We start from the raw sequence: 5,853 nt of genomic DNA, 5'->3' as shown, positions 1-5,853 counted from the left end.
TTCAAGACGTTTGACGCCTCGATTTACTAGCGCAAAAGCCGAACGACCAATTCGCAATCGAAGGTTGAAGTGATCGCTTGTGCGAAGAAATACGCCGGACACCTGAGGGAGTATGTCGGATAACGTTACGCATCAGCGGGGACGGGCGAACGACTTGCAAGCAGACGAGAAAACGAACCACCCGTCCTCCGTTGCATGCGATGGTTACCCGTTCCGTAGTTTTGCAGCCAACGGGATCGCAACCTCTGCCATCTGAGTAACGAATCGCAAGTACCCGCATTGGATGTGTTCGTCACGAACATCACGCTGCGCAATCTCGATCACCCCCAAGATATCAGTCTTACGCGAAATTGGAACGCCAAGGTGCAAGTAGGCGTCGTTATCAGAGAATTCGCGACGAACGATTGATTCTGAAGCAGCGATCACATCGCGAGCGAAGCCATACGAAGCCGGATGCCCGTCATTGCGAACGAGGCGCGGTTGCTGACGGCGCAGAAACCCCTGTTTTGTCGCAATCCAAAGCGATGCACCATGAGCAGCAAGGCAGCGTCGCAATCCAGCGACTAGAAATCCAGATGTGTAGGTTGTCGAATCGTCAGCGGAAACAAGGGCTTGTAGCTCGCGAACGAACGAACGGATCGCAGTTTTGGTTGATGTCTCTTTCGGCGTCATCCAAAGGTGCGAGCCGCAATGCGGGCACACACAATCGCCGGGCGGTATCGAAGGTTCGATCGCTGAAACGAGGCCGCAGACCGGGCAGCTAGCAGGATCGCCCTCAGGAGTTCGGGAGGAAGGCATGATGTTAAGTCGGGTAACGCCCGGCGTCACCGGGCGGGGAGAGTAAAGTTGTCCATTTCAAATGCGGCCGCAAGCCCCGCTCCGTGTGCACGCCATGGTTATCCGTCAGTTGGGGTGACGCGAAAGGAAGCGATGTAGTCACGGACCGATCCTGGGAGAACGGCGGAATCAGAACTCAAGTTATACCGCACCACGTACCAGGTGTCTCGCGATTTGAGGAAGGCGGTGTACGCAAAGCTAGGGACACCGTCGCCCACGTCGGCGGTCACGATCCGCGAGAATGCGGGGAATCCGGCAACAGTGTCCGCAGTCATCTCATGTTGATCTCGAAGTCGCTCTCGATCGTCGCATACCGAAACACTTAGCGCCGCTGAGTACCGTCGTGGAGGTCCGATAGTTCGTGGCGACATGTAGATACCCGGTCCGACAATCCCGATGGGTTTAACGCGGATTTGCGAGTCCCAGTTTGTAGGGGACACGATGGAAAACCCGAGTGGGTGCATGACCCGGCGTGATTCACGGGGCGGTGTTGTCGGCACGTCGCGGCCAGTCACCTGCGTAACGATCACAAAGGCGATCCCGAGCAACGCAAGCAGCACCGCGTATTTCCACGTCCTCTTCATGCGATTTCAGTCGGATAACGCCCGCGATCAGCGGGCCGGGAGAGTTGACTTTCCATTCGAGAAACCTTGCAAGCCCGGCTCCGTTGCATCGCATGGTTCCCCGCTCTTCACGTCAGTTGAATTGGTTGGCGATCCGTACTGGGCCTTCCTCGCTTCCATCCTCAGTTTGTAGCAGGTAAACAATATCGGTTTTGCCCATCCGGTCACAGTCATTGCGAATGACAACCCGCACGATGAACGATGACCGAAAATCTGACAGCGCGACGATGTCGCCAATGTCTGCAACTCTGAATTCCTCGTCGCTACCGTGGCTACACGGTTTCCAATAGTTGTCGTCGGTTGGCATCCAATATTGTTCATGCACCTCGGTCTTCGCTGCAATCACCTCTTGAAGGTCGGGATCGGATTCGCCAACGAAGCGTTTCTCGACGGCGTTCATTGCGTCCCAGTATTTGAGCACGTGGGTAGCAGCAACCTCAACGTTGTGGTCGTAGATTGACGCGTTGTCGATCAACGATTGAATTGGGTCAAAATCTGTCATGTGGTTTCATGTACCGATGAACTTCTGTCGGGGAACGCCTGCCGTAACCGGGCGGCGACGAAAGATTTTCCATTTCAAAAACGCTCGACTTCGCCGCTCCGGTTCACGGCTTGGTTCTGTCACGAATCTGTAACGCCCTTTTCGTCGCTTCCATCGGCATACGGTTGGTCCGTGTTTTGGTCCGGCTGGTCGGGCGTCTTCGAGACATTAAATTCAGCACCAAATAGATCACGATAGGTTTCCAGGAAGCCATCATTCTTACGAAATTCCAAAAACAACGGCCAATTCCCGTAAGCTTTACGATTGACCAATTCGTGTTCTGTGCCGAGTTGGCGCATGATATCACATGCGAGATCAAACTGGTCACTCAAAACGGCGAGTGCCAATCGAAAAGGAAGTCCACAGTCTGACCAATCTTCTAGTTCAAGCGGTGAAGGATCTGATTCAATTTTCCCAAATTTAGCGGCTATTGCTCGATTTACTATAAGCATTCGCCGATTCAAAGCGGAGTTGTGTTTTTTTAGATCTTCGGTCGCGAAATGCAAAATATTGTGTGCTAGTCGGAAACGCCTAAACTGCAACAATTCATAGCACACTTGATTTAGAGATGCATCGGATTCTTCTAATTGATCTGGGGATAACTTTCGCCAAATTACATGTGCAAGTTTTACGCCGATTTCATAGAGGCATTCAAAAGCATCGCGAAAGTACGAATGGTCTAGAAAGAGGTGATCGCCCACTTTAGTATCGCCAAGGTTCACTTTGTTTTCCTGGCAAATAGCGACGTATTGCTCCGACACAACCCCATCGGAGTGAACGAATAAGTTTCGTCGCTGGGTCACTTCTACAAACCGCGGCCACGAATCAAGTCCTTTTCGCAACGGCATGTCTAATAGTTTCTCTAGTACGTCGAAGTGCTCTACGTGACTCTTACGCAAGAACGTTTCGATCTCCTTCGAGATGACGTGTTCTCGTGCGGCATCAATGGAGTCAAGGCTAACGAGCTGCGAAAAAGTCAACGTGCGCTCGGACGAGTCAATGCGTTCTGGCCGCAGGTAGAAGACGCACCGCAACAAACGCCCGAGATACGCATCAAACGAACTGACCATGGCGACCAGCAGTGCGCGTGGCGTTTGATAAATGGCACTGTTGGTCAAGTTTCGTTGACGTTGCGCATCTCGAAATTCCTTGTCGCGTTCGACCGGCACGAGAATTGTAGATTCTTCTGATTCCTCGTCGGTCTCAGTTCCGAACTCGACGAGCAGTTTCTCGTATTTGTCCCCTGACTGTTTTGCCAACACTTGAATAAGAGAACACGCTATTTCCTCAGCACTTTTGATTCCATCAAGGTCATGTAAGAATTTCCCAACGGCATCTGATATTTTGATGCGTGAGTCAGATTCCGCTTCCATAATCATTTCCAGTTGACAGAACGTCCGCGATCACCGGGCCGGGAGTGTTGACTTGCAAGCAGACAAACACGCTCGCAAGCCCGGCTCCGGTGCATCGCATGGTTATCCGCCGTCACTAGAACCCCGTGAGTTCGCTAAACTTGTACGTCGAGAAATCTTTTCCAAAGCTGTTTGCATCGAATTTCCATTTGCCGCCCGGTTCAAGGCCATTGATATTTGCCATAGCAGAACCAACCTGAGCACCACTTTCGTCGTACAAGTTGAAAGTGATCTGAGCATAATTCAGCTTGCGGCTTCGACGATTCACAACAACACCCGTGATGGAACCGCCAAAGTCACCCGTTGACCCCGAAACGGTCTTTCGCATCAAAACCAAGCCATTTACATCCAGCTCTTCTTCCGCTTTCGCCGCTGCGATAGCAGCGGCTCTGCGATCTGCTTCCGCCTTCGCTGCCATCTGCTCTTCACGCTTCTTTGCGTTCATTTCAGCGACTTCGGCAGCAATGGCTTCGCGCGATGGCGGCTGCGGTTCAGGCTTGTTTGCGGAGACAATCCTTTGATCTTCAGCATCCCTTTTTGCTTCCAGCTTGGTTGATCGTTCCGCCCAATCGGCAAACTGCTTCTTGTACTCGGATAGCTGTGAAAACGCTTTGTCGATATAGATGCGGCTTTCCGCGATTAGCTTATCTTTTGGAACAGTGACTGGCTTGCCATCGGGTTTTCTTAGTGTTGCAGTACTATTGTCCGTGTCGACTAGCACCGCCTCGGTCTTGTAATTTCCGACGACGGTTGCCCACTCTCGCGATTCAAAAGCAGGTGGTGTGGGCTTTTCTTTCGCCAGCAACGCGACTTCCTTTTCGATTCTCGCCAATTCAAGCTCAGCATCGGATCGGGCGTCGTTCGCGTTTTTCCATGCTTGATGTTGTGTTTCGTATTCTTTTTGTTGAGCAGCGAACAGTCGGTCAACTTCCGAGTTGCTGGATGAACCAGTTCCAGCGTTGGGCGAAGAACTCGCGGTTGTGGTCGGAGATGTTGCCGCGGTGCTAGAAGTCGATGGTGATGTGCTTGGCGTCGGTCCAAGAAATGCTCCAATGCCGCAGCAGAGAACGATGCAAATCATGAACAGTGCTGCGAGTATGGCGAGTATCTTCATGTTGTTTCGGTGGTGTCTCGCAAGGAGTTAAGTTGAGAGGATTTCAGTCGGATAACGTCCGGCGTCACCGGGCGGGGAGAGTAAAGTTGTCCATTTCAAATCAGGCCGCAAGCCCCGCTCCGTGTGCACGCCATGGTTATCGGCGATCATATGTCGAACCTGGACCACGTGCATGGAAAGCAACGACCGGACGGCGTTGCATGGGAAAGGATCATGGTGCAATCCACGGTCGGTGAAGCAAGACGCCAATTAGCAGCCCAGAAACACCCCCAGCAATCATGTATCGCAATTCATAGTGTTGCTGGGGCGCAGAGGCGATTGCCGGCGCGAGCGATAGCGAGAGCATCCCGAAGGCGACGACCCATGCAAGAGTTTTAGCAATCTGAATCACGACTACGGGCATTGTGCGAGCTTGGTATCGTGTCCGATTAGCGTCCAGTCAGTCCGATAACGGCGGACATCACGGGGCACGGAAGGTTGACTATCCATTGCGAAAAATGCCGCAAGCCGTGCTCCCGTGCATGTCATTGTTCTGCCTTGTTTTGATTCGCGCCGGGAGCGGTAGTGTGAGTGATTCCCGCAGGATCGATTGTAACCGTCAGTGCGTAGTCAGAGAAGTCGCACGAGACACGCTGGGAAGTCGAGTCGAATTGGTAAAGTCGGTCTTCAAACCTAGATACATACTCAGGGAATCCATCCGAGTCGCGATCTACTAGCTGAGAGTAGTCGAAATCGAAAAAGAGCGCCCGTTCAAAACCGTGGTTTGTTTCCGGGAATCCGCCCCCCAGCCAGAAAACCAATCGTTCAGAGTCGTCAAGCTGTAACAGTGCGTCGGTGTTCGTTGTGCTAAAGTCGAAATGGGGGTCAAGTGCCAGCAAATGCATCCGAAGCTCACGCAGAGAGTTGCTGGGTGGCCGATGGCCATGGTGAAATTGAAAAGCAGTTGTTGCCTGCGACAATGCGTGTAGTTCGAGGATGGCGACTGTACGTCGATCGGGTCGAGGGTGCGGACAACCTGGAATCGCGATCCCGGCGAGTATGAAAACTACGATCACGACGAGGGCAATGTTCGCCCACGCGAATGAGTTCTGATGCGTTCCGCGATTTTGGTTCGATGTTGCCATCACGTTACGGCATCAATGGAGTCGATGGCAGAACGTTACGGTTTACCGGGCGGCGGCGAGTGCCGTGATTTCAAAACAACGCGACCACCGCCGCTCCGGTACAACCGATGGTTATCCGTTTTATCGACGGGCATTGATCGAGTGTTGGGCAGTGGTTTTCAAGTCGCCAAAGTCTAGCGGGCCCTAAAGTACGCGGCAAGCA

Annotated in this window: 6 protein-coding genes; 1 reads left to right on the top strand and 5 read right to left on the bottom strand. The window is 52.6% G+C overall.

Going from position 1 to position 5,853, the window contains the following annotated elements; genetic code table 11:
* Positions 1 to 204: 204 nt before the first annotated feature.
* From Poly59_RS29060 to Poly59_RS29045, 5 genes are all read right to left on the bottom strand, one after another.
* Positions 205 to 798 carry a zinc ribbon domain-containing protein gene (locus tag Poly59_RS29060; RefSeq protein WP_186776604.1) on the bottom strand — a complete coding sequence of 198 codons (594 nt, stop codon included), beginning with the start codon at positions 796 to 798 and terminating at the stop codon, positions 205 to 207.
* Positions 799 to 896: 98 nt separating this feature from the next.
* Positions 897 to 1,421 carry a hypothetical protein gene (locus Poly59_RS29890; protein WP_146537629.1) on the bottom strand — a complete coding sequence of 175 codons (525 nt, stop codon included), beginning with the start codon at positions 1,419 to 1,421 and terminating at the stop codon, positions 897 to 899.
* Positions 1,422 to 1,533: 112 nt separating this feature from the next.
* The gene (locus Poly59_RS29055; RefSeq protein ID WP_146537620.1) at positions 1,534 to 1,962 is read right to left on the bottom strand and encodes a hypothetical protein; all 429 of its coding nucleotides are present in this window, start codon (positions 1,960 to 1,962) and stop codon (positions 1,534 to 1,536) included.
* Positions 1,963 to 2,081: 119 nt separating this feature from the next.
* Positions 2,082 to 3,374, bottom strand: coding sequence for a hypothetical protein (locus Poly59_RS29050; protein ID WP_146537619.1), 1,293 nt, complete (start codon positions 3,372 to 3,374; stop codon positions 2,082 to 2,084).
* A 115-nt stretch (positions 3,375 to 3,489) separates the two neighbouring features.
* The gene (locus Poly59_RS29045) at positions 3,490 to 4,527 is read right to left on the bottom strand and encodes an FxLYD domain-containing protein (RefSeq protein WP_146537618.1); all 1,038 of its coding nucleotides are present in this window, start codon (positions 4,525 to 4,527) and stop codon (positions 3,490 to 3,492) included.
* Between the two features lie 1,091 nt (positions 4,528 to 5,618).
* On the opposite strand from Poly59_RS29045, the gene Poly59_RS29040 reads away from it, so the two are divergent.
* Positions 5,619 to 5,828: a hypothetical protein gene (locus Poly59_RS29040; protein ID WP_146537617.1), complete on the top strand. Its 210-nt coding sequence runs from the start codon at positions 5,619 to 5,621 to the stop codon at positions 5,826 to 5,828.
* The last annotated feature ends 25 nt before the right edge of the window (positions 5,829 to 5,853 follow it).

It is taken from the genome of Rubripirellula reticaptiva, assembly GCF_007860175.1.
GTDB classification, from domain to species: Bacteria; Planctomycetota; Planctomycetia; order Pirellulales; family Pirellulaceae; genus Rubripirellula; species Rubripirellula reticaptiva.
The sequence above is the reverse complement of the archived record's forward strand: the minus strand, read 5'-3'. Positions and strand labels throughout refer to the sequence as shown.

Bases quoted from the DNA above. Each gene is read 5' to 3' on its own strand.
- Poly59_RS29060 (WP_186776604.1), bottom strand. From the start codon at position 798: ATGCCTTCCTCCCGAACTCCTGAGGGCGATCCTGCTAGCTGCCCGGTC.
- Poly59_RS29890 (WP_146537629.1), bottom strand. From the start codon at position 1,421: ATGAAGAGGACGTGGAAATACGCGGTGCTGCTTGCGTTGCTCGGGATC.
- Poly59_RS29055 (WP_146537620.1), bottom strand. From the start codon at position 1,962: ATGACAGATTTTGACCCAATTCAATCGTTGATCGACAACGCGTCAATC.
- Poly59_RS29050 (WP_146537619.1), bottom strand. From the start codon at position 3,374: ATGGAAGCGGAATCTGACTCACGCATCAAAATATCAGATGCCGTTGGG.
- Poly59_RS29045 (WP_146537618.1), bottom strand. From the start codon at position 4,527: ATGAAGATACTCGCCATACTCGCAGCACTGTTCATGATTTGCATCGTT.
- Poly59_RS29040 (WP_146537617.1), top strand. From the start codon at position 5,619: ATGCGTTCCGCGATTTTGGTTCGATGTTGCCATCACGTTACGGCATCA.